Below are 26,241 nucleotides of genomic sequence, written 5' to 3' on the forward strand. Positions count from 1 at the left end.
TGGGTCACACCCATCCACCGGGATCAGAACATAAGCGTAAATTTTACAGAGCTGAATTAATCCGAAGCGATCGCAATGAAAACATCGATTCCTTCTGCTTTCGTTTTAATGATAGCGGCAGAAACATCTTCACTATCTGCTCCAGCCGGGCACTGTACAAATACCGTACCCGGCGATGTCCGGGAGCCATACCGCGTGGACGCCGATCCGTAAGTATCCCGCCCCTCGCAGACACAATCCGAAGCTCGCCAGGGTTCGAAGATCAGCGCTCCGCTCACAATCTGACTAATCTGATATTCAAGTGCAGCACGAGTGTTTCTCTGTGCCAGAAATTCATTCTGTATTCTTAAAATATAGGCAGAATCCGTCTCGCCAGACAGTCTTGGCAGATTATCACCAAAATAATCAGCAGCTGCCATATCAATAAAATTTCCGGTACTTGACTGTAACCTTGTCTGCTGACTCGTATAGGACAGCAATTGCCAGAACATCGCCCACGGCCATGCCAGACCAGCGAGAACGCCGTCAAGGACCGGCGTAGCATTTTCCGACACAGCCGGAAACCATCCTGCAGGCAATACAGCTCTTATTCTGGCGGCTATATCCTCCTGATCGCCTACTGCCATAGCAAAAATTCTTTCTGTATCCAGAAGCTCTGAGACATGTAATTAAGCATCAGTATCATTAACTGTTACCGATGTTACGCGGACAACAGTGCCTGTCGAACCACCTATATCAGCAACAACACCATTCACTGTGACAACCCCCACACTCGTTACAAGACTTCCTGCCGACTGAAGTGCTATACTGGAAATAGTAGTGTACTGACATACACCCCCTACAGTAAGTGCATTGATGTAAGCGGTAATGGCACTGCTTACCGCCGTCTGAACAGAAGCTAGTTCCACCCCTGCGGCCAGAGATACCGGAACGACAATAACGGCTGCAATAACCGTAGCCCGCACAGTCGAAGTTTCGACACCGCATGCCCGCGTCGCTTCAATTGCGCTTTCAACGGACGTTAATGTTGTATCAGGCACATCGCCAGATCCATCATCGATAGTCGCAAAAAAATAACCTGCCCTGTAAAGTCCGTCGGGTGTTTCATTTTGAATGACCTGATATGTCAGATTCGATGCAACTCCTGAAATAGATGCTTCCACAGCATCCAGAGTCGCAGACGACAGAGAGGAAAACCATAACACCATACGACTTTTAACTGCAGAATCTGTCTCTTCATCTGACCCATTACTTACAGCAGAAAGATTCGTACAGGTGTCAATTCCGGATATTTGTGTTCCAAGGAGATTGATAACTCCGGCTGACACATTGCCGACAGATCCTGTTGTATTACATTCTATCGGACACGTTATGGACGACACACCCTGAGCACGCACGTATCCACCTGCGGTAGCTGACCAGTACTGATTGTCTGTATCCTCGGTAACAGTGAATGAAATTGTTCCATCAGATGTTTTGACAACCGCCCCCACCGGAACAACCGCTGAAGTCGAAGTTGGCGAAAGACTGATAAATGTTTCCACAGTAGTCGCCGCAGTCGCACCCAGACGAGTCATTCCATATTGTGCAATCCACGTATCCACGTCGGAACCAAACGATGATGCAAGCCTGGTAACTGAAAGTACCTGCAGAATAAGATACTGAATCCAAAGTGCCACGGTCGCATTGGCTTCCATGAGAGCTCTGGCAACTGACCCGGTCGTAAAGTCAAGAAGGGACGAACATGCCCCCTGAGCTGCTGCAGAAGAATTCGAAACCAGCGTAGAAAAATTTTGAAGAGATAAATTCATTTTATAATTCCAGCGTAACTGTACCGCCAGTCGAATTACTCACATAAGTAATGACTATCTGAATTTCGCCCAAACTGACACTGTTAACGGACACAGCAGGACTCGGATTAGAAGAAACCACAGCTTCCAGCGTCATTTGTTGAAGTATAATAGCCTGAAGATCTGCAGGCGTATCAATGCCACCAACTCTTCCGGGAAGTCCGGCACCGTAAGTAAGGGAAAAAATATAATCTCCGGCATTCGTGGTTAAACGCCGCAGTACACGCTGCATACCGACGTCATCTCCTGTCGCAACTTCAAGCTGCCCCGTTTCTGTGATTATCAGGTCAGAGCCGCGAACATGAAATAAATCTGCCATGATAGATAATTTTATTACCTTGTATTTAACTAATTATATTTTTCTAATCAAAACTAGAACTTATTGTGGCTCTTCCGTTACGCTCCCACCTACCTGCACTCCTCCATGAATGTGTTGCTGAAGCGAAATACCAGAAGCTTTAACATCTCCCGAAACGGTAACGTCGCCCTCTATCACAAAATTACCATTTACTTTGATTCCATCACTCATCAGGACAAATTCTGTTTCGCCAACTTTTATTCCAAACTGACCGGGACTGAGCTTACTCCCGTCCAGACACGAAAACGTAGCGGGCTGCGTTACGGCATCGAAAACTCTCGCTACAACAACGTAATTGTCTCCATCCCCCTGTGCTGTTTCTATAAGGACATGATTACCAATTTGCGCTGGCGCATAGCATAACGCTGTTCCGACTGAAGCCGCGGTGTCGCAAATCCACCCCGTTTCGCTATTCTCCGGTTGCAGGAACACCTTTACCAGCCCTGACGACGGATCGACAGCACTCACCACTCCAAATCTTGCCCGTCCAATTCGATTGGTATGAGAGTGCATCATCATATCCAGAGCACCACGGACATTTCTCACGTACCATCTCCTGTTGCGTTGCGCATTCTTAAAGTAATACTCTTGGAAACTGATTTGCTATTATAAGATAATGTCACATCATCCACAGTATAAATCACGGAATCAAACGTCGTACCCGTACCTTGTAGCCTGATGCGTTGCCGGGGGAGAATGTCGAGTTGCGGATGAACATTCATCCTGATCATTCTTTCATGTGCAATCAAATCGTTAAAACGCAACTGCGCTAAAGTCAGGCACTGGTCCTGAGTAGTGCCAACAGGGGCCGTAAAATTGTAACGACTGGAACTCCCGCTGCTGCTAACGGGATAAGTTGCAGAATGAACTGCTCTCTGGCGCGCATCCCAGGCTGAAACCGTTACAGAAGCGTCTCCGGTATTAGTGAAACGTCGAACCAGAATCATATTACTTACGGGCCCGACCGGGGATGATGAAGCTGTCGCCGCAGCAGCCCAGTCTAAAGTCATTATTGAATCCGACGTGTCCGGAACGCGGAAATGCAGTGTTTTGTCATCAACCCACAAATCGTAACCGTATTCATGCTGCATACCCACACAGAAGTCCCAGCCGGTCTGAAACTGATGCATTCCTGAAAGACCATGGGCTTTATGTTCGTATTGATAAAACTGGCCAACCAGACCGTCAGTAGCGTCAATATCTGCCTGCAATCCAACCTCTGAGGCTAACGTCGTCAAAGCTTCTGATGCCGTCATGTTAAGGAAAGAAGAGCCCGACAGTTCGTATTCTATCAGGCGTGAAGCCCAGTCACGACCGCTGGCAATAACAACTCCTGTATCCGGGCGATATTCTACATAATCAACCAGACCGGAAAAAATTTTAGTAACAGGCGCACTCCCTTCCGGAACCGAAGCCGATATAAATCCTCCATAAATATCGATTTCAATTTCTTCAGATGAGCCATCAACCGGATCAAACCACGGCGATATTGATTCATCAACAGGTATAACTACAGAAAATACGCCTGACTCCGCCATTCTTGATCGGTATATTTCAAGTCTCTGGGGTGTAGGCAAATCCACTCCACCTGATTTCAGTGTTATTCTTGGCCTGATAACACCCGAAAACTCTGCGACCTGTTGATTTATAGATACCATACGTCTTCACTATTTATTATTATTGTATCTCGTGGCATTGTGTATTTAAGCTCCACAATCATAGCTAAGCATCAATCCCCCCAGTCTGACTGGCGTCAATCGGCGGCAGAACAATTGTCTGAAGTGATGTTATCCATGTATCAGAAAGATTATTTAGACTCATAATCCGGTTTGCCTGTGTTGCATCCCCGAGAAAGCGAGCAGCTATATGCCACAATGAAATATCACTTGGACTTACCAGAATCGACTGTGACAATTTTTCTTTCCATACATTAAATAAAAATCACTCAGTAACAATAGTTCCGTTAGAAATTCCCACATTTCCGATTGCTCGAGAAATATATGAATTTACTTGTGCGGTCGATGCAACAATACCGGAATGAGCAACGCTGGCAACCAGCGCACCGGAGTCAGGCACAACATCCGTCCCGGCATTTGACGTAATGGACGATATCTCCGTTTCCGATGTGGCCATTACTGATGAGACTTCAGATTGCCCGGATGTAAGCTCTGTTCCTACAGTACTGATTGCACTCTGACTACTAACAGATGATAAGGCACCAGCATCAGTCGCTATACCCGATAAAGTTGCGGAAGCCATAGATATCTGACTCCCCGCACCAAATAAATTTACCAGAGGTGTAATTTCTCCAGTATAGGTAGAAATAGCAGAAGAAACTGAAGAAATATACGACCCAACAGTGTCGACCAGATCGCTGATGCCATCAACAGCAGAACTGGCATCATCTCCTATCAGACTACAAAGCGCTGACTTCGTACTATTGACTGCATTTGTCACAGACGGAATAACTTCGCATGAGATGTTATATGGAATAACAGTTCCATTGTCCGTGTATACACATTCAAATGACGTGATAGTCACCTGCCGGGATAAGCCAGCACCTGTAAAATCATGGATACCACCAGCCTGAACCATAGCAGCGAGCAAATTTGCACGACTTAAACCGTTAAAACCACGAAAGACACCGCTCCAAACCAGCGGTTTTTCATAATACCCTGCCAAGGTAACAGTCTTTCCTCCGCCAGGACGATGCATAATTGCCGCATCCTGATAGCCACCCCACTTCAGAAAAGAAGGCACTTCTGTATCGAGAAATATTACAGTTCCCAGAGTAAACGACTGTCCGCCAAGAGCAGATGCCACTGCTCCTGCTACACTCAAAAAACCGCTCATAAATGTAATCCGGGATAGCAGGGGGTACTCTGCACCCAGGACAGAGGCGAAGTCGTTGGAGCAGCAGAAAGACCCTCACCAAACTTCTGGATGACGGCATCTGCAATTTCAGAAACATTAGATACATGGAATTGCTCCGGAGGATCCGGTATTGTCTGTTTTGCTTCTGATTTTCGAGGAGCAGAGTATAAGGCTTTATAACCATCCCCATTCTGTCTGCTCTCAAAATAATTGGTCTCAGACGGTCTTTTGCTGGTTGCAAAATCTCTTTTGTCTTTTGCAATCGCACCAGATCTGACGAATGACTTCGCCAATGAGGCATTATGCCTGTGCGTAGCATACGTCATATTCATAAGCTGCTGACTGGAGATTCCCTGAGATGATTTACGATCTATAGTTTTTCCATCCAGTTTACCGGTGCCGTATCTGATGTGTCTCACACTACCTGAAGGAATCACCAGGACAGAACGCCCCCGAAAATGCAGCCGGATTGCACCGGGTTTTTTCGTAATATTCATATGATTAAGTGAATATTCAGAAGAATAATCATTAGTAAAAGTATTTTTTTTGTCTTTTGATTTAATAATATTTTTATCAGATATTTTTAACTCATGGTCTCTTACCGTAATTCTCCACACTCTACTCAGATTGGAATGTTGCTTCTTTCCATTATCGAAGCGGTGTATTAATATCCTATGCTCAGACACTCTTGCAGTTCGCCCTACATTCCCCTTGTACAGCACAGCTTGCGAATCTGATAAGATGGCAGGCTTTCCGACATAAATTAAATTATTGTGCCTGTTTTTTCTTGCCTGACATATTGAACCATCACGATTTAACGGCGATAATCGATTTTTTTTTGAATTACCATGAGAAAATACTGAAGCAGTGACATCTGCCTGACGAATAGCGTTCCTCACTATCATACCACTATTTGGATATCGACTACCGCCGTGTTTTTTCGATAGATAACCTGAATTTCGGAGCATAGAAGAGTTCACCGATACAGGTGGCCTCAGTCCGGCTTCATTTCGGCTCAGATGCTTATCATTTACTAAAATCAGATGCTTCATGCGATAGGGCCAGGTCAGAGCATGCGCTCTGAATATTTTATCCGAAAAGAGCAACTGTTTACGCTTTGAACGCAGGCTTAACGATAGCCGTGGTTTTGATAGACTACGCGAAATATTTATTTTTATGTTTGGCCTGTTATTGGTGCGCTTTTCGATTGCAAGCATATTCCTTCTAATACCAATCACGCGCCCTCACAATAAATATTATATTCAAAAATTGTTTATTTATTTCTATTTTCTAATCTGTCCACACACCGCGTTCCCAGCAATATTCCCCCCCATCCAGCCGACCCGCAATAACGAGGGCCGCCGCGCGAACTCGCCAGTCCCAGTTGAGAATGACATCATAGGGAACATTCGCGCGGAGAAGAGCCATGATTGTCCAAAGGGATGGAGAGGAAGCTAGTTTTTTATGTCATCCATCTGTTGCGATGGTTTTTCTAAAGTTTCAGAGGAAATATAATCTTCAACTGCATTAATTCCATCTACACCCAGAATATTTGCCAGATCTTTGATGCCTTCTTTGTTCCGGGGAAATGGCAAAGGAATTCCATCTACCGAACGCACAGAGCACCATAACTGCGCAGCATTCAAATACATTTCATTCCCGGCGGCTTCACTACCACATGCAAGAATAAAATCCAAAACCTCACCAGGATTCATTTCCCGGTACTCTAATTTTTTTCCATTTTTTGATGTAATATAGTAAGATTTAGAAGACAAATTTTCCGGCATTATACAGACCTCCTCTGACTAGCAAAGAAATCGACCGTCTGAGCTACAATATTCTCGGAGTCAAATTTTCCTGCATTTGAAAACGTCAAAGTTAAACCAGAATATTCATATTTTGACGTTGATCCATCTGCCTCCTGGATATAGCAATAAAGTACACCAGATGAAATTGTGCTTGCATTCCAGAATGCCAACTCATCTGCATTGAACAATGTATCTAAAGCATAATTCCCTCTGTCAATGGTAAAACTTCCACGCCACCCTGATGGAGTGTTGAATTCTATAGGAGGCTTATTTAGTGGATTTGTTCTTTGAACTTTAATTTCCTGACGAACCTGAAAATCAATTACATCCTCCAGATCAATCCGTGCGCCATTCCAGATCAGAATAATAGATCCCTGTCGACCTATTGTATACGGTGTTGTCATTATTGACTTGAGACCGTTACATCGGCCCCTCCATTTATATTAACAATGAATTTGCGATTAACGCCAAAATATGTAATACTTATATCAGCTTGCAGGTAACCCAACGCTGTTCGTGATTGAGGATTATTTGTTGATGAGCACGTGACAGAATAAGCAGTGCTACCAGTAGTAGTTCCTATGATACCCCGTGACTGCAGATCCGATAGAAAGCCAGTAAGTGTCGCTTCAACATTAGAAAAGAGCGTAGGAGACATCGCGAGGCCAATATATATTCCCATACCATTCGAAATGGTTTCGGCAATAAAATTTGTCACTCTGGTATATTCATCCCCATCAATTTCGGGGTTACTTGACACATTAAATCCACCTCGTACGCACCAGTATGCGCCGCCAGGAGCAGGATTACAAATAACATCAAGGCCATTTTCAAATAAAGAAGTAAGCTCAGCAGAAGAATAAGTCATTGTCTGTCCGTCAGACACCAGACCGGCTTTCTGGCTACCAACTATTCCATATAATTGCTTATTAAGGCTGGGCAATTCAGGTGACAACATGGCCAGACATCCCGCGACAAAACCATGAGGTGCTACCAGACGTGTCAACGAATTTTCAGAATCGTACCAATAAAGCCAGTCACCAAGCATTACTTTTAATGCGTAACTATCAACAGCAGCAGTGACCCGATTTGATACCGCGTCAGCAATAGACTCACCCGATGGACCGGAAGTGATCATATAAAGACCTTCCGCTAATCCAAAAGATATCTGCGCAGTCCATGTTGATGAATCTGTAACACCAGACAAAACGCCGATACTGCAACTCTGTCCACGTAGTGCGTACATGCCCGTTCGTGTCGTACCGTCTGACCCTAGAAGACTTTGAGCTGTCACGCCGGAATTTCCGTCTTCGCCGCTCGCGAACGTCTGTGAGGAAACAGCAGAAGGAGCGGCGCCAGAATTAGTCCCCGCAGAGGCCACTACTAATGCACTAGCTCCCCTGGCAGAAGATTGTCCGCTATTAACTGCGCTGATAAGATCAGACCAGAATGATGCGTTACCATCAGAAGCAGATAAATTATCAAATGCTTCAGGTAATGCATTTGGCATCTGAAACACGAGCTTCCATGTCCCTGGAGCTGAGCCTGTAGTCAGATCGGCAGTAATTGTATTTCCTGCGGTACCACTATATTTCGCGGACAAAAGAACAGGATAAGTTGCTGAAGTGGAATCATAAAGCATCGCACAAGAAGCCGCAACATCCGTTCCATCGGTAACACGCACACCGACGAAATCGCTTGCTCCCTGAACAATTGCAGCAGATACCGGAGTCGCCAGATCAAATGCAGTTGTTTGCATTGGACCAAAAGCTTCTATTCTTTCTTGGGATGTGCCAAACACTACTGGCGTATTTACAGGACCCCATGTGGCCGTACCAACAACGCCTATAATATTTGTTGATGCCCCTGAGAGTGAAGTACTCGCAGGAGTTAAAATCTGCACATACAGATCTGGAACAGTTAATGCAGCTGTATTAAGTGACCCACCTTGAGATATTACACCCATTATAATTCTCTCTTACTCTCAGAAATACCTATTTTATTATTTTTTGGCAAATTTATATATCTAACAAATTTAATCTGATCAGAACCAGTGATACTAGAAATAACTGTACTGTTTTCAATCAAATCTCCTTTTTTATAATTACCAAAATCTGAAACCACTAATAAAGCTTTTCCCATGTTTTCTCTACGCTATAAAAGGAATATCTGGATACACGCCTTCGCGCGCTGCATTATTTATAGATGACCCTATTACAGAAATACGATCTGTGTTTCTGCTACTCGCAGAGTAAGTCGCAGAGTAAGTAGGAGATAACCAGCCACCTTCAGTAAACTGATTCCATGCATAAATAAGCCCAACTCCCGCCGGACATTCAGATGCATTTTTTATAAATGTTGTCATATTCATAATATGTGATGCAATATCAGTAGCGGTCCCCGCTTCATAATAATTTTCTGACGACAGCTCAGAACTTATTGGATAAAACGCCTGCGGATTCTCAATAAGAGGACGCTGATCCCATCCAGTCATCGCGGTAGGAATCATCGGAAAACCAGAATTTACTCTATCATTCCAATCAGTTTCAGCAGCATTTACCAATGCGGAATAGGTTTGAGGACTGCCAGATAAACGAGGATTGCAGTAGGCACCGGCAGCATCGGCCCCCACACTCTTCGCAATATCTGCGTTATCATAATCCGAAATAGCAGAATCAGAAAGATATACAATATACGGATTTTTATTATGTGCTTCAAGAACAGACTCACGAATAAAACCGATTGCCCGACTAAGACCACCCGGCAACTTGGCCAACTGACTATTCCCCCTGTTAATTATAAAATACAGCGGTCGGCCACTCAGGACTGTCATATATTCATCGCGGCCCATCAGCATGATATCTCTTTTAAAAGTATCAGTATAACCATCGCAGCTTGTCGTATCAGCCCAGTTCGATGGCTGACCTATCATACAAAACTGAAGCCCTTTTTTAGAATTACTAGATAGATAAAATGATAGAGCAAGACTTAAAGAATCATTTTCAGGATACGATTCAAATGCCCAGAATGATAATCCACATGAGATTGCATCAGAAATTTCCTGATTTATCGATTCCTGTGTAGCTGTCGGCCAAGCGACCTCGTTTTCTGCACTTATAATCGCATTTCCAGGCAAACGATAAAACCATTCTTCGGAATTCAGGGCTGCCGCGCATTGTTCATCAATAACATTAGACATGTCATGCCACGCGTCGAATCTGATTGCGCCTAAGGGAGGCAGAACCGAAGACATATTCTCTCCCCCAACACCAAAAGCCCAATCAGAATTAACAATTCCTACAGGCCACAAGGCCGGAACTGAATTAACAGACTGCGTCCATCCAATTTCAATTTTCCATAATAAATTTAGTCTATATAAATTTGTATTCAGGTTACTGTCATCCACTTCTCTTCCTGCAAAAATAAAATATCCAATTTCATTTTTATCAGTCTCCGTTAATTCATTCTCAAGAACCGCTGTCATTACAGCTTGTTCGAGAATATCCCTAATCAGAATAGAAGGGGCAAAAATTGAAATATTAAATGTCTGTTCAGTTCGTGACAATTCACGAGTGACAACAATACTCTTCCCTACCCTACCATACATTGTATGGGGTGCAGCAACCGACAATGTCGAATCAGAACAAAGCACGCTGACTTGCCCGATATTTTCGACCACAGCCTCAATCAACTGAGCAATAAGCTCAGCTGTGTAGCCGGTTTTCACGGCTACGGGATAAGCAACATTATCAATCACTATGCCAGCTACACCGTCAGATGCAGCCACCCCCTGAAATGTAACAGAATCTCCAGAAATTGCATTTTGCGAAGATATTCCAAAGGTATTATTACAAGAGCGGGCATGCCATCCCCGATTGTATCGTGTTTTATCGACAGCAGTCCCTGATTTTTGATTAATAGTTATCCAGCTAACTGCCGGCGAAGATTTAAGATCTTTACCAAGCTCGGTTTCTTGCGGCCACCCACGACAGATTTTAACATCATAACCGATAGCAGATGTCATGCTATCGATCAAAGAATCCGGATAAATATAATCAGCTAGTATTTTTGCCAGTAACGCTTCAATTTCACAGACTTTAACCATTATACCTTATCCGTAATCACATTAAGACGATATCCGAATATGGTTTTTTCTAGATTGTAAATGTGATACGAATTTGATCCGGATATTTTGATACGTAGCCCCTGATGCAATATAATTCCTAGTATAACAGGCATTAAGATCTTAAATCCACTAGTCTGGATATCTGTACCAAGGTGCGTCAAAGGACGTCCTCCGCCTCCACTTTCCTGCATGGAAACAGGCCAGTTTTTGGCTATAAGCCGATCATGCGCCCATACTGGCCCTTCGGAAGCACGAAGACCCATTAAATTATTATCAGATGAAATATCACTTTCGTAAATTGAAATAACTTCATTTTTTAAAACAACCAATACAGGTCGATCAGATTCTATCTTGGATACAAAATAAATTTCTTTCGCATCACGTCTTTCATCTGATACCTTAACGAGATAATCTCCAACACATAATTCCGATATATCGATTAAAGCAAATAAGAAATTATGTTCCCACGTTATTGGAGTTGTCCCTGACATTGATGCTGAAATGTCAAACAGACATTTTATAAGAGCAATGTAATTATCCCTGAAAGGACCTGATGTATCTGAAACTCTGTACAGCTTTACATTTCCGCCAGGAACACCAGCTACCTTCGCCAATCCTGATGAAATTTTTTGTTTTATACAGACAGCTTCCATCAGACAATAAACCGTATCGCTCCGGAATTCCATTCTGGTCCGGCTTTAACTCCAAGAAAGTGGACCAGTTCCAGCCTCTGCTGGTAAAATAAGGAAATTCTCTCTGAGACTTCCGTTTTATTATGTGTCCATACTGAAGCTTTATCTGTGTCAATGTTTTGTGCTGCCTGAGAGGGGCCCAACTCAAGACAAGAAAGAATATTGAGCATAGAACGCGCAACCTCTATCTCCGCATTCGAGAGATTATTTATTTTATACTCGAAATCTCCATATTTTGCGAAATATGGCCACGAATACTGTATATTGCTTTCATCCCCTTTAACTGGATACCAGCAATACCTTCTCAAATTGACTTTTTCCACTTCAGTCAGATTAATCGAGCGTAGTCCGCTGGTCATTACAGATATCCAAAAGTAAGTTTCTGAATTAGTGATTCATCGACAATGAATCACTAATTTATATTACAAGCTTTCGATAATAACGCCTCTTTTAAGATAGCTATTTGTAGATGTTGGAATGATAGAGGGGTTTACTGTCGCATCAGTCGGAAGAGCGAAACCACCAATCCAATACCATGACTGAGCGATAATTTGTTTTAGCCGATCAAGAGGCTCCCGTGTAATCATCATAATACCGTCGACATTCTCTATCAACGCTTTGTCGCTGTCAGGGATATCCAATGCACCATTATAATCCCCTTCAATGAGAGCTCCCTGACCGCAGACAATAGCACGATGGACAACACCGGCTCCTAACGATGCCTGCAAAGGAGCCTCAGTCGTCGGTATAAATCTTACCCCAAGAAGCTCGACAACCGACCCGGCACGATATGTCTCGCTTCCATATGCGCCCCGGTAAAGATACTTGAAATCACCATCTCTGAAGAGACCAAGCATCTGCTGATCGTCCAGGTAACAATGATAAGCACCGTCAATGGTTGGAACGTTATTCATCCGAAGAGCTGCAACAGCCGCAAGAACTGTCTGGATTCCAAGCGTGTCCCCAGCGATGTAGGTGCTGGAACCATAATTTCCTGTAGGAGCAACGAGCTGCGCAGTCGTAAGCCTGTTATTCGGACGAAGCACAAGAGGAGCTGTAGAGGCTACCACAGCGTTACCCGCCGTGGCGTCCGCCACCGAAACAGAGGTAGAAAAAATCAGCTTTCCTGACTGGCCTAACGGTGCAGTCGATGTGTTGACTGCATCAGAGCTGACCCCCGCCAACGTGTAAGCATTGCTCCCCACGGTAACAGTCATTCCGGAAGATTGTGCGACCGAAATTACCTGTCCCGCAGAATTCAATAGCCGTTCAAAACCCCGGATATCATCAACAGATACCTGTGTGCCGGATGCAGACAGCGTAGCCGAAACACGCGTATTTCCCCCCATGTAGCCACCCACACCGGAATCACCACCGCCAAACAGGGTATTACGTGCAATACGATCAAGAGACTGAAGAGCCTGAATTCCATTAGTGTTTGCATTAGCAAGAAACTGGTCAGCAATGCCAACTCCCTCACTAACTACATTCAGATCAATAGTGTCACCATATTGATTAATAGTTAGTGTATACTGTTCCACCGACCAGGTCGAAGGCGTTAGTCCGTTGTCGAAATTTGTATTCTGAGTCGGATTCATCGGCGTCGTTACTGGTGCCTTTAAACCTTTCCGTGTTTTTGTAATACTTTCACCAATACGGTTCGGAAAAATCTCACGGTCTGCAATCGCCCGGAAAGCTATGCGAGATTGAAGTGCAGCACCGAATTCACGAGCAAGATAGCCTTCCTGAATAATTGGCTGGAGCTGTGCAGGAAAATTGTCAATAGCCAAGAGTTAAATCCTTTAGTTAAAACGGCGTGAATATGAAGGTGCAATCTTTTTAAGCGATGCCCGGTAATCCGACTCGGTCATTTCCCGCACTGACGTCGGACCAGCGGATTTAATTTTTGGAGCTGCTAAAAGCTTTGCAGTTCCCGTCAATTTTCCCTCTTTTTCGTAAGATGAAAACAGAAATGGCTTACATGTCTTCATCTCTTTAAATGCATCTTCCACTCCGAAAACATTTCCGTCAGCGTCAACTGAAATATTTGAAGCATTGAGCAGCGGGAGACAGTCCATATCTACAAGTCCCGACGTAATAGCTGCTGCTTTAATAGCCGAGCTTCGACGCACCTCCGCCATTTCGGCAATTTTTGCATCAACTGTCGCAGCTGCATCGACACGTGCGCGCTCAAGCTCAGCTTCCATTGCAGAATTTTTTGCTCGAGCTTCCGCCAGATCAGCCTGAACCTGTGCAAGCTGACCTGAAAAGGCGTCAGCCACACTATCCGCAACCGATCTGCTTCCACCATTGAGGTCGCCGTTACCCGCAACGCCATCATCGAGCGCGAAAAAAACATTATCAAATAATTTCATTTATACCTCAGTTGGATCGCGGTCCTGAACCTGTCCGTCCAATGCTTTCAAACGTTCATCATGCGCTTTAATATCATCAAGTATTTTATTTTTTTCCTCGCCGACATGCTGAACATGCGTTGCCGGACGCATCATCCTGATCGCTGTATCCACTGATACTGCATTCGCAGAACGTGCTGCCTGCACTGCATTGGCCATAGTCTGCATGTCCCCAAAAGTTGGTTCAAACCATGGAGGCCAGACCAGTGAAATATTTCCGGCCTCAATGGGACCGTGGAATTTGCCACCAATATTTAATTCCGGAACAACCTGGCTGATTCGACAGATAAGGTTCAGAACCGAAACAAACCCAAACTCCCCGTATGATCGACGGAGGCGTCCGGTGAGCCACGTTAATCCGAGACACATCAGTTCCATGGCCCTTCCCGACTGTGCCGCCGTAACACGATCTCCATGAGCTCTGTTTCCATGCATGGCTTCAAGTGCCAAAGCACGCAATGCTTCCCACATATTCAGAGATGCCGCCGCACCAGTGCCGTTTATTTCAAGAAGTTTTGCCTCTCCTCCCTGTGGAAGAGAAATCGCATGAGATGCGTCTTTTGGAATCTGTTGTGGCATCATGCCAGGCAACTGATATTCGTCAGCAGAAAGAACCATCGTCGGATCAGCAGAGTATCGCAATCCGCGCACAGTTTGAGAGAGCAGGTAATCAGCATCAATCATCGTATCGATACCGGCGGCGAATGTACATTTTCCATCAGGCGACCCTGGATCTGTTCCAGGAAGGTTTTTGATCCATACAATCGGAACAACCCCTAATCCGTGACTAACTGATCTTACGTCATCACGCATCAGCCCATCTTCCCCACGAAGCGGACTATCTAATCTGACAGGCTGATACCAGATTGTCTCATTTTCTGTAAAATCCCGGGTAAACCAGTAATTACCGGGAGGGTGATCTCCGAATCCTGCTCGCAGGAGTCCATCCGCATCAACAATATATTGCTCTCTGACTCTGAGAAGTTTTCGCACGTCAAAAAGGGAAAATGTTGGCTCCAGAAAACATGTTCTTTTAATTTCGATAACAAGCTCACTGTCTACCGCCTGAATCAGAATGGCCACAGACCCGACCGAACCCATTACGGCCGCCTGCTCCATGACTGACGAGAGATTTAAATCTGATATAATATTTCGTAAAAGATGCTCCCGGTCATTATCATCAGCCCCCTCTTTCGTCTTCGTAACTACGGCGGGCCAGTGTGATTGACTAAAAAGAAGAGATACTGAATCATCGACAACCGTACTGCACAGATTGCTTCTTATAGAAGGGCGCCGTCGATTAATTGGTATATAAGTGGTATCCGCATCACAACTTTTAAAAAATGGGTACGGTATATGGTCGTATAATGTGCCATCAAGAACTTTTTCAAACGCTAGAAGTTCTCGGGTACGACGTGACAGTGATGATGGAAACATCATCGTTTTTTTTAATTCAAACCAGTCCAATTTCTCGCCTATCTAATGTAAATATTTTATAGTTAAAATATAAAACTACCTATCAAGAATATTTCCTTTTAATTCATTTGAATCAGTATTTGAAAATCTAAAGAAAAAATAATATCCGGCTGCATCCACAAGATGGTCAAAACCACCACCTTTATCCGGCTCAGAAGTCCCGTTACGATAAACATATTTCTCGTAACTCTCGATACTGAGGTGACATCGAGGTGATATATAGGCTCTTCTTTCACCAATAGAATTTTCAAACATGGCATTTGTGATATTTAATCTGTCCCTTACAGCCGGAGCTTTCTTCATAACATTTACATTCAGCCCAAAAGATTTAAGAATTGAGAAGTCGGTCTTTCCGCAAGACGATGTTCTTCGCGCCTGACCTGAAGGGTCCGGATATATTGTTATATTGTCACATGAAATATGATTCTCGCCTGAAAACGATTGTGTTAATACACCATACCTTTTTATAATCTCCCTTGCCATTTCGTCTGTATTCGAAGTTGGCAATATAATTTCATCTATTTGATAAGATATAGTATTGTTGTTTTTGTCCTTTTTTTCTTGCCATACAGTAGCGGACATTGGGTTAACATTGAAGTCGAGTCCTATATGGACTGCATAGCTTTTATCATAAAATATATCTTTTAAATTGTGCTCGCGGGAAAATGCATAAATACACCGCCCGCAAAATGTCTCAAATGATGCTTCATACTCTTGTCGAAACTGACGAATATCCAGACATCTTTTGGCATCTTCTATTTCCTGTTCAGGAACATTTCCTCCGTCAAGCGTGGTATATGAACAAGACCACCATCCGGATTCTTTTTCAATTCCATCCTGACCCTTTAAATATAAATCATGGAAATGATCTCTGCCTCTTGGCGTTCCGATAAATAACGCATGTCCCTGAGTTGTAGAAAGCATTGGTCGAATAACCTCTGACCAAGCCTCTGGCTTAACATTCGCCCACTCATCACCTAAAAAGAAAAACAGCCCCGTTCCACGTAATGCATCAAAATTTTCTAAACCAACAACTCTGATAATATGACCGTACGGATTGATTTCAAGAGAGAGATCCGTCTCCCGCGGAGGAGATTTCAACCATGATCGAGGGATAATATTTTTTAAACGAGGCCAGAATATTTTCTTAGCTTGTTTGTAAGTAGGTGCTCCATACCAAATTTCATCTTCAGGTTTAATATTATTTGATACAGCAAGCCTGACAGCGCGTCGCATCTCTTCTGCTGCCTCAAATGTTTTACCAAATCTACGTCCGCAAACAGCAACTCTGAAGCGTGAATCTGATTTCCATCCAGCCTGATAAATATTCATTTGGGGGTTTGTTAGAGCATGCCGCTTTTCATTAAGTTTTTTATTTCCTGCCAATATTGACAACCTCAGGTGGCGGATCTGCCTCTATCTCCATTTTAACGGCCTGCAGATCATCCCGAGACAGAGAACTAACCGCACGAACTAAATCCGTTTTTTCTGCTCTGGCAAGTCTGCTTGCTCCATCCTTTAAAACTGCTGCAATAAGCTGTGCATTTGGAACTCGGTCAACTATTGGCTGACCATCTGCATCAGTAACAATTTTTCCTTTTTCTCCACGCCTGAATCCAGGCATACCTCCAAAAGCTAATTCACGGACAGAAGCAGTCAATTCATCATGAAAAAGATATCTGGCCATAGTCAGACGCTCTCTTTCATCGGGATTTTTTTTTAAAAAGTAATAAAGATCATCAAGTGGTCGCCCTAGCAATCGCATACAATGAGAACTATTACCCGTTTTTGCGACACAGTCACATAACGCAACGAATTCACCGTACGCCATCGGGTTTCGCGTTCGCCTCATTTACAAACTGGTACGACGCGCAGGTGCGCGCTTCCTATTCCAAACTGAGCTTGAACCAGACGTCATGCCTGTAGAAAGAGCTAGTGGACTTTCTCCGCTAACACCATAACTATTTTCATTATTGCGGGCGTTATATTCCATAATGGATATTTCTTCAATACTATCAATGTCTTCAGGATGTAAATGTGCGCAAACCTTCATTTCATTGATTATTTTTGATCTGCCAATTACACATAGTGCATATAAATTATTTTCAGAAAGTTTTTTTTCGTTTAGTTCTGCAAAATTTTTAACACAAAAAAGTGCTCTATGATTGTATTGTACGTTAATTTCAATTGGGACAAAAATTATACTTCCTGCAATAGTTTTTTCTAAAATTAAAGCATAACGCTGTCTGAATTCAATGATATCACCTCGGCCTATTTTTTTCATACGGACAAACGCCTTCTTACTCTCAAAGACGAAAACGAATCTTCATTTTGGGTTCTGAAATATGACTTAATGCCTATAGCATCACATGTTATGTCGCTTCCGGTGCGCAAAGGCTCCCAGCCCGCCTCTTTCCGGCGCTCAGTGGCATTTTTCATTGCCCCGCAGGATATACCCATCTGAACTGAAAGCCTGTGTATATAGCTTCTACTTACACCAAGGTGCTTTGCTATAGCTCTGATAGACATTCGCTTTTCCTGACAGGCCGGAAGCGCTCGGACACAACGCTCTCTCTCTATATCTTCAAATTTCCTGGCCATATTTATCACCCAAATACATATTTTATGCATATCCAGAAAGCGCAATTACTATCTAGATTGATTATTTATTTAGACCCAAGCAAAAATTGCAATAAAAACAAATGAAAAATTACACTCGCCTTATTTTCTTATTTGTCTCTATATTACTTTTCAACTCAGATCTCTTTTCCCTTCCACAAAAGACATTTGAAAGATTTCACGCACCACCACGCGCTCCGTCAGCCTCATAGTATCATATAATATTCATATGAAAACTATTTTTTTAAAATGTCCAAATGAAATTTCATTCTGCAATTTTTAATTTTCTCGAAGAGAAAAAAGTTTTTATGGATAAATTTTATTTAATGATAATTTCCGTAATATTTATTTTAAATTAATTTAATTAATATAATAAAATTTAACTATAAATATTTTTATATTGTTACACACAGAGCATCGCAGTTAATAAATATAACTAAATCTGATTAATTCTATCCACGAAAATTATATCATATCCTACGCGGTGTGTTGTTCGTTTTTGCATAGGCTATAGTAGTTCTTTTTGACGGAATGATTATCACAATACTCCCCCTGCCAGCTTTTCTGAAAGTGGATCAGCATCAAAAGTCTTATCAGCGATTATGGCCTTGGAAATGTGCCTTTAACTGATCGTGGCTGTCATAATGGAAGTGTCTGGATGAGGATGGTATGTATCCGATATGGCGCGACGCAGTAGGTGTTCCGGAGACGCTCAGGCCATTTTTCTACCAACTTGTCTGCGAGTTACGTCACCATAAGCCTGCTCGTCCGATCGATGACGATATGAAAAAAACCAGTCGAATAGCTCCTACGGCGTGTCGTCAGTTAAACGTGCCGGTGAGTGAGGGTTGTACTTTCTGACTGTCTGTGGTGACTGTTTTCCCGGTTTTTTGGGGAGGCAGGCGGACATTACCCAGGCTGAACCGCTTCTCGAAAATATCGAACCGGGCGCCTTCCTCGCCGATAAGGGGTATGATGCGAACAGGTTGATCGACAAGCTGACGCAGCGTGGAATCACGCCTGTCATTCCGCCAAAAAGTAATAGGAAGACGATACGGGAAACTGACTTTGCCCTTTATCGGGAACGGAACCTGGTCGAGCGCTTCTTCAATAAGCTTAAACAGTTCCGTGCTGTCGCCACCCGTTACGACAAGCTGAAAGCAACGTTCCTCGCCGCAGTCCAGTTCGCTTCCATCATCATCCTGCTTAACTGACGACACGCCCTAAGGCACTACCGCTTTGATTTGTCGCCCTCAATGCCAGACAGACGTGAGATCCCATACATTGAAAACAGTGATGCCGCAGCTGAGCATGTCTGATGTGGAGCAGTTGCCTGCAAGGCATAAAGACAGTCGTCTAAAGGCAACAAGGGTATGACAACGAAAGGCGGCCACCATTGCTTTATCCGCCGGACAAGAAAGTTGAGCACGGCTCTTTGAGCGGCCGCCTTTTGATCCTCAGAACGCTGACATTCCCGCCATTTTGCCACTGTCGTCAGGTTAATCTCAAACTCCCGATCAGCGCTTGGAGCGACCCTCCCGATCGCTGTATTGCTGTTCGTACACGTGCGTGGGTATGCCGCTTCTATAGCATATCTGCCCCCAAGATTTCTTTCCACCGCGTGAAAATAATACATCATCAAAATACACGAGTAAATAACCAGCTTACCGGCCCTTTGAAACTGTCCGAAGAACCGAAGCGCCTCTTTATAACTTACTAGATTCACATTATTCCAGCCGACCACAGCATGCGACTTAATCACGCTCCATGCGTTTCAACATAATCTATGAGACCAATGAGATTGAGCATCGCCTGATAAAACCAAATCATCCTCAGTGGTTTAGGGCTTGTGGGGATTCATTGTGAGTGGATGAAGCCCGCTGCGAGGCGGATCATGCCGCTGAAGCTTTTGTCGATTTTGTCGGCATGCACGGCAATGCGTTTGAATTCTTTGAACTTACAGAAAAAGTTTTCGATTAAATGCCGCCGTTCATATATTCCCGGTCAGACTGTAGCCACTTTGAACGTCTTGAATGCTGGGAGATGACAGCCATGACGCCCCTTTCATTCGTTCAGCGATGATAGCCTGTCGAACGCCTTGCCGGCATGAATTCGAGACCGGCAATCAGCGGAAACACACGAGACTGCCCGGAGCATTCGTCAACACGAGAGTTTTCGTTGTCATGCCGTTCTTCGAGCAGCTTGAGGATTGCCTCTGAGTCTCCCTTCTACATCCTGACCGTAGCGGTGGACTTTCACTATCGTTTCGTCAGCCATGGCATATTCCATGTCCGGATCCACCCACCGGACAAAATATCGAAAATCCGTATTGAGCACATCGGCAGCACGCCAGTCGTTGAAGTGACGGAAAATGCTGCTCCAATTACCGAACACAACAGGCAGATCACGCCATAAACTGCCCATTCGGACAATCCACAGCATCGCCCCCCTCCCCCCTGAAAAGGTGGGCAGTTCTGCCCTCTCCATCCTGGATCAATCAGTTTTCGAAGGCAGCGTGATTCTATCAGCGCCCACTGGGCATCCGACAGTGCAAAGCGTTCTATCCATAAGTAGAAAATTCACGAATTGTACCGTATCAACGACAATACAACACGGTCATTAAGCTGATACCTTTCCGCAGCAACCTACTTGCGACAACCGACACTTTCTAGTTTTTTAATAAACTTCCGCAGAAAATATTGAATATAATATTTATCTATACTTAATTTTTTCAGTATAAATATGTAAGAATGTTCAACAAAGAGCAGAATTTACGTCATAAGATAGATTATTACTATCAATATAACAGAAAGCAATTATCGGGCAGGCGGGATTCGAACCCACGACCCCCAGTCCCCCAGACTGATGCGCTACCAGACTGCGCTACTGCCCGTCCATTTCTATTGACAGCAATATAGCGGAAGATTCGCAACATGACAAGCTACCTGAAGATATCAAGCCCCAACACAGATTAATCAACTCTCTCATCTGTATTTAAATTTTTATATAACAACATAATTCTAAATATATTCAGTAACTTATAGCTAATTATATAAAATATAAGTTATTAAACTAATAGATTATATAAATAAATCCCAATGTTCACACATTACATTTCATAACAAAAAAAATAATTACTCGATATTTAAAATTAAATCTTTAATAAACTGAAGTTCAGTTAAGATATTTAGCAAACCACTGCGTAAATGACTATTTTCCTCACAGACACACTGATAGTCTGACAACGACGTCAAGTTCTTGTTAATGCTCGGCAACGCTACTGCTTTTTCATCGCTGCATTTTTCTTGTGGAGACGCATCGCCAAACAAATATTCAGTATTAGTAGGATTTTTAATACTCTCTTTTACATCTGCCTGATCAGAGCCAGCAGTTTCCTCACCCTGCCCGTGCAACACTCGCTGCACACCTTTGATGGTGTACCCTTTGACATATAAAAGATCAGCAATAGATCGTAAGAGGTCGATATCTTCCGGACGGTAGTATCGACGCCCTCCTCCCCTTTTCAACGGGCGGACCTGCTCGAACCGAGCCTCCCAAAATCTAAGGACATGCTGTGGGATTTTTAGTTCATCTGCCACTTCGCTGATTGTACGAAACGCCAGCGGGCCTTTTCTGCTTTGCCCGTTCGCCTCACATTCGTGCCAGTTGTCAGAAGATGCGGCAGAGTTATTTTCTCCCCGAGCCTGACTTTCGCTCATTCTTGTCCGCCATTCGCGCGAGAACGAAGGATCTGGCTGGGACGAAAAACAATCACGGATCTTGGAAGAATCGGTATTTCCACACCTGTCTTAGGGTTCCGACCACTTCGGCGCCCCTTACGGCGAACCATAAAAGTTCCAAATCCGCTGATTTTAACAGAATCACCCGCTTCCAGAGCTTTCGCCATGGTCTCCAAGACAGTCTCAAGAAAGGCGACGGATTCAGTCCGCGACAATCCCACCTGGGTGTAGATCTGCTCTGCAAGGCTGGCGCGCGTCACGGTGCTCATAACAGTATGGTAACACGCTGAAACGGCCGGTCAATTCCAACCATTTTCACCAAACCAATTTTCAGACTTAACCTCACGCTCAAATGCGCGCCAGTGCCGATCCCCAGGTAAGCCCTCCCCCGAGCGCCTCCATCAGAATGAGGTCCCCGGGACGGATTCTTCCATCCCTGACAGCTTCATCGAGTGCCAAAGGAATAGAAGCTGCGGACGTATTAGCGTGACGGTCGACTGTTACGACCACGCGTTCCATCGGAAGCGCCAGTTTCCGCGCAACCCCTTCAATAATACGAATATTAGCCTGATGCGGAACAAGCCAGTTGACGTCGCTATAAGTCAACCCGGCAGCTTCAAGTGTCTCATCAACGGATGATGAAAGCTTGGAAACAGCATGGCGAAAAACATCACGACCACTCATTCTGAGAAATCCGGTATGTTCCGGTCGCCCTATGGCACCATCGACATAGAGGAGATCACCAGTCGCACCATCGGCATGAAGATGTGTAGCGATCAGACCACGGTCAGCTTCATCATTCTCCGCTCTGAGCACAACAGCACCGGCGCCATCTCCGAAAAGGACAGCCGTTCCTCTGTCTGACCAGTCCAGAATTCGGGAATAAACCTCACTCCCGATAACAATCACGCACTTTGCCTGCCCGGCGCGAATGAAAGCATCGGCCGTTGAAAGAGCGTAAATAAATCCTGAACAGGCAGCTGCAATATCAAATCCGAAGCCGTTTTTCACACCCAGTTCGTTCAGTACACGAACCGCGGTAGCAGGAAAAACCTGATCCGGCGTCGAGGTCGCGACAAGAACAGCGTCAACACATTCAGGAGCAATGCCCGCAAATTCCAGCGCCCGTTTCGCAGCACTCGACGCCATACTGACAGCCGTTTCATCTTCGCTGACAATATGCCTCTGTCCTATCCCGGTCCGTGCCCGTATCCACTGATCCGACGTATCGAGTCGCCGCGCCAGCTCATCATTTGAGACGATACGTCGTGGGAGATAGCTGCCGAAACCGGCGAGTGTTGAACGTGTTGCCATCAGAACACCTTTAAGGGTCAGGATCAGAAGTCCTGCCCTTCAGCGCGCAGGAGCAGCCCGGTTTATCGGACGCGAACGAGGCCGCATCAATCAGACCACAGCTTCCTGCTCCTGCTCGACATTAGAACGATTTGCAGTCAGCGAAGCCATTGGCACGAGACGCACGCGAATACTGTCGTTAAAATCGTGTGTCACCATATCCATGGCGACATCAACCGCAGCCGCAAAACCCTCAGCATCTGTTCCGCCATGCGACTTAACGACAACGCCGTTCAGCCCAACGAACACAGCACCATTATAACGCCTCGGGTCCAGCCAGTCCTTCATACGTTCCAGAGCAGGACGCACCAGCAAATAAGCGACACGCCCCAGCAGGCTGCTCGTAAAGACCTTACGAAATAAACCGGACGCCATCTTCATGGCCCCCTCGCCGGTTTTCAGCGCAACATTACCTGTAAAACCGTCAGTCACAACGACATCCGTCGTTCCGGCCGTTATATCGTGGCCTTCAACAAACCCATGAAACTGCGATGCGAGAGGACTTTCGCGCAACACTTCCGCTGCCTGGCGAAGCTTTTCATCACCCTTAAGCTCTTCGGCACCCACGTTCAGCAGACCGATTGACGGCGCGGGCAAGCCCAGAACAGCCTTGGCGAAAGCCTCACCCATGACTGCGAACTCAACGAGATTACGCCAATCACATGCCACGTTCGCTCCCAGATCAAGCATCACGACATCGCCCTTCATACTCGGGCTGATAGCCGCCATTGCAGGGCGCGAAATCCCCGGTAATGTTTTGATGATAATCTTTGCCAGCGCGAGCATAGCTCCACTGTTTCCGGCCGAAACAACGCCCGCAGCATCTCCGGCAGCCACGGCATCCATGACCATACGAAGCGATGAGTCTCTGACTCGCAGGGCCGCCGTCGGCTTCATATCCATACTGATAGAAGATGCAGCATGCCGGATCTCGCAGATCGCGGCTGCCTTAGGGTGACGCGCAAGAATTGGCTTCAGACGATTTTCATCACCAAGAAGCAAAATCCGTACACCCGGATGCCTGTCAGCGGCAATCGCCAGACCTGCAATAACGACATCCGGCCCGCCATCTCCGCCCATGGCGTCGATAGCCAGCGCAAATGGCTCACCCTGCAAGCCCGACAACTCGTCGGGGCGGTCAATCTCACTCATGAATGGTTTCCGCCATCCCGTTTCAGGCCGGCAGCTGCCACATCAAGGTTGAAGCTCTTCAAACCGACGGGCCGGCTCAGGCGCGGACAGCGACTTTCAGGGCCTTGCCGGCAGCAATAACCTCACGTCCATCATAATGCCCGCAATGGCTGCACACATGATGCGGGCGCTTCAGTTCACCGCAGTTGCCACATTCGGCAAAGGCTTCAACACGCAATGCCTCATGACTGCGACGCATACCCCGGCGAGAGGGCGAGGTTTTTCTTTTAGGTACTGCCATTGGTCAGGCTCCAGGGAAACGATAACATGCCGGAACCGCCCTCGGACAGGCCCCGACAAAAACTGCAATTGAGCGGGGGCCTCTATCAGACCCACCGGGTTTCTGCAAGAAGTGAAGCACCGGATGAGCACCCGGCTTCGAAGTCATAAAATTATTTTTTGGGCCGTTTTAACTGAGCGAGCCCCGCAAACGGACGCCGCACAGGCTCGTCAGGCAGCGAGCTGACTGTGTCTGGCGACAGGTCCTTATCTGCTGTCACTCCGGCAGGATACCCGACTCCGGGGCGTCGTGGATATGGATCGAGATCAAGCGCAAGCTGCTCGACCGCAGCTTCGCCGAGATCAACGCTGTCCCCATCGTACGGGATCTCGTCAATCCCCTCATAATCACCACTCTGATCCTCACGGAATTCAGACACAGGAACGAATCGAATAACAAACCGCTCAGCAATCACGTCCTCGAAATCGTCCAGAGTCATAACGCAGGTCTGCATGAGCCTCGCGGTAAGAGCACCTTCGGCCATGATGGCCCCCCGAGGCTGAGGACTCAATCTGTAACGGCAGGTCAGACTGGCAACAGCCGGAATATCCAGCCGCCGCGCCACACGGGCACATTCCGCCGAAGTCGCTTCAACTGTAATTTCACGCGGGGTGTCCTGCCGGGCATCACGCAGTGACCGCAAAAGAACCGGGCGAGAAAATTCCGGCGGCCGGGCATCTGTCACAATGTGTCTCCTTCAGGGAACAGGGGCTGACAAACGGGAATCATACAAGTGTTTCAGACAAGAGTCGCCACTAACCAATTGACAGAACTCAGCGTATAAGGCACCGCACAACAATGCCTTAAAACCTGAGTAGTCATGCACTCAATAAGGATAGCAGATTAACCCGATGTCGAATTGCGACGCCTCCATCCAGACTTTGCCTGCCACCACTGCGGGAGCTCGCCTTCGCACGACAGCACGCTCTTTCGCCTTCGTGGGGGGCGTCATGCTGCTGTCCGCCTGTTCCGTTTTCCAGTCCACGCCAATGCCGCGCGGTTCGCTTATTGAAGCCGATGACTATAAGCAGCTGAAGCCCGGAAGCAGTAATCGTGCGGATGCACTCGATCTGCTGGGCTCGCCCACAGCAAGAGCCACGTTTGATGATAACACGTGGATTTATGTCTCAATGATGACGGTCCCTCAGCCAGCCAACTTCCCAAAGATCACGAAGCAGCAGGTCGTGGTCCTGAATTTCGATCAGGCTGGCACATTGCGCGTACTCCGGACGCTTAATCTGAAAGATGCAAAGCACCCGGGCATGATCCAGGAAAAAACACCGACACCGGGAACGAAGATCAACATTCTTCAGGAAATTCTCGGAAATGTTGGCCGCTACAACCCGATGTCGGGCATGATGGGCGGCAATTCGTTTGGCGGTGGCGGAGCAACAGGACCGATGGGCAGCAACAGCGGTCCGGGCCATGCCGGCGCAGGCAATTCACTGCCTTGATCGGGT

General features: G+C 45.6%; 28 protein-coding genes, 1 tRNA gene and 2 pseudogenes. 2 read left to right on the top strand and 29 right to left on the bottom strand.

Translation table 11 applies throughout. The features are described 5' to 3' along the window. Positions 1–56: 56 nt before the first annotated feature. From GOB90_RS07260 to GOB90_RS07365, 21 genes are all read right to left on the bottom strand, one after another. A complete protein-coding gene (locus GOB90_RS07260; protein WP_146887007.1) occupies positions 57–626 on the bottom strand; it encodes a hypothetical protein in 570 nt (189 codons plus the stop codon). Positions 627–668: 42 nt separating this feature from the next. Continuing rightward, positions 669–1,811, bottom strand: a complete 1,143-nt coding sequence (locus tag GOB90_RS07265; RefSeq protein ID WP_146887009.1) for a baseplate J/gp47 family protein — start codon at positions 1,809–1,811, stop codon at positions 669–671. Position 1,812: 1 nt separating this feature from the next. Further along, positions 1,813–2,169, bottom strand: a complete 357-nt coding sequence (locus GOB90_RS07270; RefSeq protein WP_146887011.1) for a phage tail protein — start codon at positions 2,167–2,169, stop codon at positions 1,813–1,815. Between the two features lie 60 nt (positions 2,170–2,229). Then, complete coding sequence (locus GOB90_RS07275) at positions 2,230–2,754, bottom strand: hypothetical protein (protein ID WP_146887013.1); 525 nt, start codon at positions 2,752–2,754, stop codon at positions 2,230–2,232. Beyond that, positions 2,751–3,746 carry a hypothetical protein gene (locus GOB90_RS07280; RefSeq protein ID WP_146887015.1) on the bottom strand — a complete coding sequence of 332 codons (996 nt, stop codon included), beginning with the start codon at positions 3,744–3,746 and terminating at the stop codon, positions 2,751–2,753. The genes GOB90_RS07275 and GOB90_RS07280 overlap by 4 nt, the downstream gene beginning before the upstream one ends. Positions 3,747–4,149: 403 nt before the next feature. Further along, positions 4,150–5,061: a hypothetical protein gene (locus tag GOB90_RS07290; protein WP_146887019.1), complete on the bottom strand. Its 912-nt coding sequence runs from the start codon at positions 5,059–5,061 to the stop codon at positions 4,150–4,152. Next, complete coding sequence (locus GOB90_RS07295) at positions 5,058–6,134, bottom strand: hypothetical protein (protein WP_146887021.1); 1,077 nt, start codon at positions 6,132–6,134, stop codon at positions 5,058–5,060. Before GOB90_RS07295 ends, GOB90_RS07290 begins: the two co-directional genes overlap by 4 nt. A 238-nt stretch (positions 6,135–6,372) precedes the next feature. Then, positions 6,373–6,510, bottom strand: a complete 138-nt coding sequence (locus tag GOB90_RS07300) for a hypothetical protein (protein ID WP_173571977.1) — start codon at positions 6,508–6,510, stop codon at positions 6,373–6,375. 26 nt (positions 6,511–6,536) lie between these two features. Beyond that, the gene (locus GOB90_RS07305) at positions 6,537–6,869 is read right to left on the bottom strand and encodes a hypothetical protein (RefSeq protein WP_146887023.1); all 333 of its coding nucleotides are present in this window, start codon (positions 6,867–6,869) and stop codon (positions 6,537–6,539) included. Continuing rightward, the gene (locus tag GOB90_RS07310) at positions 6,869–7,294 is read right to left on the bottom strand and encodes a hypothetical protein (RefSeq protein ID WP_146887025.1); all 426 of its coding nucleotides are present in this window, start codon (positions 7,292–7,294) and stop codon (positions 6,869–6,871) included. Before GOB90_RS07310 ends, GOB90_RS07305 begins: the two co-directional genes overlap by 1 nt. Further along, positions 7,294–8,856 carry a phage tail sheath protein gene (locus GOB90_RS07315; RefSeq protein WP_146887027.1) on the bottom strand — a complete coding sequence of 521 codons (1,563 nt, stop codon included), beginning with the start codon at positions 8,854–8,856 and terminating at the stop codon, positions 7,294–7,296. The genes GOB90_RS07310 and GOB90_RS07315 overlap by 1 nt, the downstream gene beginning before the upstream one ends. Continuing rightward, positions 8,856–9,014, bottom strand: coding sequence for a hypothetical protein (locus GOB90_RS07320; protein ID WP_206752468.1), 159 nt, complete (start codon positions 9,012–9,014; stop codon positions 8,856–8,858). Before GOB90_RS07320 ends, GOB90_RS07315 begins: the two co-directional genes overlap by 1 nt. Positions 9,015–9,039: 25 nt before the next feature. Then, on the bottom strand, positions 9,040–10,995 hold the full coding sequence (locus GOB90_RS07325) for a hypothetical protein (RefSeq protein WP_146887029.1): 1,956 nt from the start codon (positions 10,993–10,995) through the stop codon (positions 9,040–9,042). Beyond that, positions 10,995–11,669 (bottom strand): hypothetical protein, encoded by a 675-nt coding sequence (locus GOB90_RS07330; RefSeq protein ID WP_146887031.1) that lies wholly within the window; start codon positions 11,667–11,669, stop codon positions 10,995–10,997. The genes GOB90_RS07325 and GOB90_RS07330 overlap by 1 nt, the downstream gene beginning before the upstream one ends. Next, a complete protein-coding gene (locus GOB90_RS07335; protein WP_146887033.1) occupies positions 11,669–12,067 on the bottom strand; it encodes a hypothetical protein in 399 nt (132 codons plus the stop codon). The genes GOB90_RS07330 and GOB90_RS07335 overlap by 1 nt, the downstream gene beginning before the upstream one ends. Positions 12,068–12,130: 63 nt before the next feature. Further along, complete coding sequence (locus GOB90_RS07340) at positions 12,131–13,498, bottom strand: DUF4043 domain-containing protein (RefSeq protein WP_146887035.1); 1,368 nt, start codon at positions 13,496–13,498, stop codon at positions 12,131–12,133. A 12-nt stretch (positions 13,499–13,510) separates the two neighbouring features. Next, a complete protein-coding gene (locus GOB90_RS07345; protein ID WP_146887037.1) occupies positions 13,511–14,083 on the bottom strand; it encodes a phage scaffolding protein in 573 nt (190 codons plus the stop codon). Next, entirely contained in the window at positions 14,084–15,589 is a 1,506-nt protein-coding gene (locus GOB90_RS07350; RefSeq protein ID WP_173571979.1) for a phage portal protein, read from the bottom strand. It abuts the gene before it with no gap. A gap of 45 nt (positions 15,590–15,634) precedes the next feature. Further along, positions 15,635–16,984 (bottom strand): terminase large subunit domain-containing protein, encoded by a 1,350-nt coding sequence (locus GOB90_RS07355; protein WP_146887039.1) that lies wholly within the window; start codon positions 16,982–16,984, stop codon positions 15,635–15,637. Continuing rightward, positions 16,971–17,429, bottom strand: a complete 459-nt coding sequence (locus GOB90_RS07360; protein ID WP_146887041.1) for a hypothetical protein — start codon at positions 17,427–17,429, stop codon at positions 16,971–16,973. Before GOB90_RS07360 ends, GOB90_RS07355 begins: the two co-directional genes overlap by 14 nt. Before the next feature lie 21 nt (positions 17,430–17,450). After that, positions 17,451–17,882: a hypothetical protein gene (locus GOB90_RS07365; RefSeq protein WP_146887043.1), complete on the bottom strand. Its 432-nt coding sequence runs from the start codon at positions 17,880–17,882 to the stop codon at positions 17,451–17,453. 1,228 nt (positions 17,883–19,110) lie between these two features. Between GOB90_RS07365 and GOB90_RS07370 the strand changes: the two are divergent. Next, a pseudogene (locus GOB90_RS07370) lies at positions 19,111–19,431 on the top strand (IS5 family transposase); the annotation flags it as partial. 967 nt (positions 19,432–20,398) lie between these two features. On the opposite strand, the gene GOB90_RS07375 reads toward GOB90_RS07370, so the two are convergent. The 8 genes and pseudogenes from GOB90_RS07375 to GOB90_RS07410 form a co-directional block, all read right to left on the bottom strand. Continuing rightward, complete coding sequence (locus tag GOB90_RS07375; protein WP_173571981.1) at positions 20,399–20,659, bottom strand: transposase; 261 nt, start codon at positions 20,657–20,659, stop codon at positions 20,399–20,401. A 377-nt stretch (positions 20,660–21,036) separates the two neighbouring features. Beyond that, a tRNA-Pro gene (locus GOB90_RS07380) sits at positions 21,037–21,110 on the bottom strand. A 513-nt stretch (positions 21,111–21,623) separates the two neighbouring features. Next, positions 21,624–21,858, bottom strand: a pseudogene (locus GOB90_RS19910) (MerR family transcriptional regulator); the annotation flags it as partial. 74 nt (positions 21,859–21,932) lie between these two features. Continuing rightward, positions 21,933–22,226, bottom strand: a complete 294-nt coding sequence (locus GOB90_RS07390; RefSeq protein ID WP_146887054.1) for an integration host factor subunit alpha — start codon at positions 22,224–22,226, stop codon at positions 21,933–21,935. 79 nt (positions 22,227–22,305) lie between these two features. Next, positions 22,306–23,271, bottom strand: a complete 966-nt coding sequence (locus GOB90_RS07395; protein WP_146887056.1) for a beta-ketoacyl-ACP synthase III — start codon at positions 23,269–23,271, stop codon at positions 22,306–22,308. Positions 23,272–23,361: 90 nt separating this feature from the next. Beyond that, a complete protein-coding gene (plsX, locus tag GOB90_RS07400) occupies positions 23,362–24,462 on the bottom strand; it encodes a phosphate acyltransferase PlsX (RefSeq protein ID WP_146887058.1) in 1,101 nt (366 codons plus the stop codon). 76 nt (positions 24,463–24,538) lie between these two features. Next, positions 24,539–24,742 carry a 50S ribosomal protein L32 gene (gene rpmF / locus GOB90_RS07405; RefSeq protein WP_146887060.1) on the bottom strand — a complete coding sequence of 68 codons (204 nt, stop codon included), beginning with the start codon at positions 24,740–24,742 and terminating at the stop codon, positions 24,539–24,541. Between the two features lie 151 nt (positions 24,743–24,893). Continuing rightward, the gene (locus GOB90_RS07410) at positions 24,894–25,466 is read right to left on the bottom strand and encodes a DUF177 domain-containing protein (RefSeq protein WP_146887062.1); all 573 of its coding nucleotides are present in this window, start codon (positions 25,464–25,466) and stop codon (positions 24,894–24,896) included. 265 nt (positions 25,467–25,731) lie between these two features. Here GOB90_RS07410 and GOB90_RS07415 point away from each other — a divergent pair, with 265 nt between their 5' ends. Beyond that, positions 25,732–26,235, top strand: coding sequence for an outer membrane protein assembly factor BamE (locus tag GOB90_RS07415; protein ID WP_242011873.1), 504 nt, complete (start codon positions 25,732–25,734; stop codon positions 26,233–26,235). The last annotated feature ends 6 nt before the right edge of the window (positions 26,236–26,241 follow it).

The organism is Acetobacter oeni (assembly GCF_011516825.1).
GTDB classification, from domain to species: Bacteria; Pseudomonadota; Alphaproteobacteria; order Acetobacterales; family Acetobacteraceae; genus Acetobacter; species Acetobacter oeni.